We start from the raw sequence: 3351 nt of genomic DNA, 5'->3' as shown, positions 1-3351 counted from the left end.
CGTTGATGGCGACCACAACATAGACTGTAAAATCGACGGTTTTGGAGCGATGAAGCTCAAGTCCGAATTTGTCAAAAAAGCATGAAGGGCGAGAAAAGAAAAAGCCGGACATCGTCCGGCTTTTTCTCGTCCATCTTTTTTTATTTAATCAGCTTGCGATACTTCGCTGCGACCTTTTCAGGCAAAGGGATGTAACCGTCTTTCACCACAATTTCCTGACCTTGCTTGGACAATACCATTTTCAGGAATTCACGCACGATTGGCGGCAACGGTTCGCCCGGCTTCTTGTTCACATAGATGTACAAGAAACGCGACAATGGGTAAGTGCCTTTAATGGCATTTTCTGTAGTCGCTGGCACGAACGCCTGTCCTTCTTTTTTCGCCAACGGCACCGCACGCACGCCCGACGTCATGTAACCAATGCCAGAGTACCCGATGGCGTTAATTGATGTCGACACCGACTGCACGACGGAAGCTGAGCCCGGCTGCTCATTGACCGAATCCTTGTAATCGCCTTTGCACAGTGCGTGCTTTTTAAAGTAACCGTAGGTCCCCGAGACAGAGTTGCGGCCATATAATTGAATGGTGGCATTGCCGAGCGCACCTTTCAGCCCAAGCTGGCCCCAGCGCGTAATGTCATGCGGATAGCCGCACTTACGGTTTTTCGAGAAAATGGCGTCCACTTGCGGAATGGTCAACCCTTTGATGGGATTGTCTTTATTGACAAACACGGCCAGCGCATCAATGGCCACTGGAATCGGGGTAGGCTTGTAGCCATATTTTTTCTCGAAGGCTGCCACTTCTTTTGACTTCATCTTGCGGCTCATTGGGCCAAGATTGGATGTGCCCTCGGTCAGCGCCGGTGGTGCCGTCGATGAACCCGCGGCTTGGATTTGAATGTTAACGTTCGGGTATTGACGTTTGAATTCTTCTGCCCACAAAGTCATCAGGTTGGCTAACGTGTCTGAGCCCACAGAACTGATATTGCCACTAATCCCCGATGTTTTCTCATAAGTCGGCAATTTTGGATCAACACCTTTTGCCTGGACGCTCGGCAACACTGACATGGCCGCAACGCTTAAGGCAATCGCCAATTGCTTGACAGATTTCATAAAGTCACTCCTCTTTTTAGTGCGTCAACTTAGGACGCGCCCATTGTCTCGCAACAATGTTACCGTTGTGTGACAGTTTCGGTCATAAGCAATTCGGATCAAGGCCATGATCAACGCGCTGCCCATATTCAATTTGGATAGTGGCATGCCGTATGCCGTGACGCTCTGCTAAGTAGGTTTGCACACGCGCCAAAAACTCATTGACGGACTCCAGCGCATCAACCACCAGATGCACGGTCAATGCATTGTCCGACGTGCTCAACGCCCAAACATGCAGGTCGTGTACATCCTTCACTTCAGGCAGTGTTTTAAGTTCGTCTTCGAGCCTGTCGATATCCACACCTCGTGGGACACCATCCAATGACAGATGCAAGGCTTCTCGGATTAAATCCCATGTGCCGTAGAAAATCACCACGATGACAAGCAGTGTCAACGCCGGATCGACCCACCACCACTGTGTCTTCCAGACGATCACGCCCGCCACTACCACTGCCAGTGATACCAGCGCATCGGCCATCATGTGTAAAAAGGCCGCGCGAATATTGAGATCCTGACTGCCTTTGACCAGAAGCCAAGCAGTCAACCCATTGATGCCAACGCCCACAAGCGCCACCATTGACACTGTCTGGCCATCTAGCGGTTGCGGTTCCTGCAATCGACCAATCGCTTCCCAGGCCAAAGCCCCTAAGGTCAATGCCAGTAGCAATCCGCTGATCAAGGCCGCCATAATTGACACACGCCCCAAACCATAGGTTCTATGGCGTGTGGCCGCACGGTCTCCCAAAATCACTGCCACCAGAGCGAGTAAGAGTCCGAGCACATCAGAGGCGTTGTGCGCAGCATCGGCGATCAGCGCCAAGGAATCCACCAATAGCCCAGCAACAAATTCGACAATGACATAAGCGACATTCAGCGCAATACCCAGCATCAAGCCTCGACGCGGGATATCCGCTGAAAGATGCGAATGTGAGTGATGATGGCCGTGCGACATTGTGTTGTGCTTCCTCCAATGCTTTGAGGTATCTTAACAAAAACCCCATCATCGACCTACAGAGAAGCCTGACATGCTTTGCACACTCCGCCACGCGATCGCGACCTTCATGCTGATCGGTCTAAGCGCCTGTCAACACGCCGTCACACCGCCATCAACAAGCGACACTCACAAAATCCTCGTCCCCAAGCCGTCCACCAAATTGACCGTGAATCCTGCACGTTCTTATGTGCTGGCCATTGCCTATCCGGCTGGGGCATTTGCGAAACTGGGACATCACCATACCATCCGGTGGCCAATCAAACAGGGAACGCTATGGGTGACGTCCAAAATTATCGGGAGCGTGGCAGACTTGGCAATCCCAGTCGCCGAGGCACGCGTTGATCTCCCGCATGATCGACAACAGGCTTCACTTGAAGGCCCGATGCCGAGCGAAGCCGATCGGCTGGGCACACGGCACAATTTGCTTGGCCCAGACCAGCTTGATGCTTCAACCTTTCCCACAATTCGCGTGCGAGCGGAAGTGTCAGCCCATCACCAAAAACGTTGTTATCAGGCTCAGGTCACAGTCACCGTCAAAGGCCATCCATCACACCATTTATGGCCGGTTTGTGACCAGTCAATGGACAAACAACTGGTTTTGAAAGGTTGTATGGATGTCAGTCAAACCAGTTTGGGATTGGTACCGTTTTCGCGTTTGGGTGGGCTGCTTCGTGTCGCGGACGTCATCCGCTTATGCTTTCATTTGGAAGCCACCGCACACTCGGCCGAGGTGTCACCTTCAGTCATCGCGAGCTCGAATGAAAGTCTGACCTCGTCATCGATATGACTAATGCCTTCGACTTTGCCCTCACCAACACCGAACGCCGTGCGTGACACCGAAAACTGTGCGGTGAGTCGTCGTGTTTTTGGCATAAAAACGAAGGGAATTGTGACGTCTCGAGTCACGCCCCGGATATGCAACTGACCTGTTGCCCAGAATTGATCCTGCTTGTGCACAATCAAATGGCTATCAAAAGTGATCCATGGCCACCTATCCACCGCCATAAAGTTGCTGCCCTGCAGGAGCCGGTCCCCATCAGCGCTGCCAACGGAGAGGCTGGCACTCGGCACACACAGGCGAATGTGGCTGGGTCGATCATGTCTGTCCGGCCAGGTCAAGACACCATAAATTTGTGCGATTTGTCCTGCCACTGTCTGCCCATCGACACGCACAACAAACCGCATTGCGGATTGCGCCGGCACGGG

5 protein-coding genes are annotated in these 3351 nt (G+C 52.5%); 2 read left to right on the top strand and 3 right to left on the bottom strand.

The annotated features are described in order from the left end of the window. Positions 1–85, top strand: an 85-nt coding sequence (locus D6694_10375) for an alkylphosphonate utilization protein (protein ID RMH40085.1), incomplete at its 5' end; no start/stop codon positions are given. A gap of 55 nt (positions 86–140) precedes the next feature. Here the strand turns inward: D6694_10375 and pstS are convergent. Further along, entirely contained in the window at positions 141–1112 is a 972-nt protein-coding gene (pstS, locus tag D6694_10370; protein RMH40084.1) for a phosphate ABC transporter substrate-binding protein PstS family protein, read from the bottom strand. 82 nt (positions 1113–1194) lie between these two features. Next, the gene (locus D6694_10365; GenBank protein RMH40086.1) at positions 1195–2040 is read right to left on the bottom strand and encodes a cation transporter; all 846 of its coding nucleotides are present in this window, start codon (positions 2038–2040) and stop codon (positions 1195–1197) included. A gap of 455 nt (positions 2041–2495) precedes the next feature. Between D6694_10365 and D6694_10360 the strand changes: the two genes are divergently transcribed. Further along, positions 2496–2747, top strand: coding sequence for a hypothetical protein (locus tag D6694_10360; GenBank protein ID RMH40083.1), 252 nt, complete (start codon positions 2496–2498; stop codon positions 2745–2747). Positions 2748–2844: 97 nt separating this feature from the next. Here the strand turns inward: D6694_10360 and D6694_10355 are convergent. Then, positions 2845–3351, bottom strand: a 507-nt coding sequence (locus D6694_10355) for a YceI family protein (protein RMH40082.1), incomplete at its 5' end; no start/stop codon positions are given.

Source organism: Gammaproteobacteria bacterium (assembly GCA_003696665.1).
GTDB lineage: Bacteria > Pseudomonadota > Gammaproteobacteria > Enterobacterales.
This window is presented reverse-complemented; position numbering and strand designations above follow the sequence as displayed.

Bases quoted from the DNA above. Each gene is read 5' to 3' on its own strand.
- D6694_10360 (RMH40083.1), top strand. From the start codon at position 2,496: ATGATCGACAACAGGCTTCACTTGAAGGCCCGATGCCGAGCGAAGCCG.
- D6694_10365 (RMH40086.1), bottom strand. From the start codon at position 2,040: ATGCTGGGTATTGCGCTGAATGTCGCTTATGTCATTGTCGAATTTGTT.
- pstS (RMH40084.1), bottom strand. From the start codon at position 1,112: ATGAAATCTGTCAAGCAATTGGCGATTGCCTTAAGCGTTGCGGCCATG.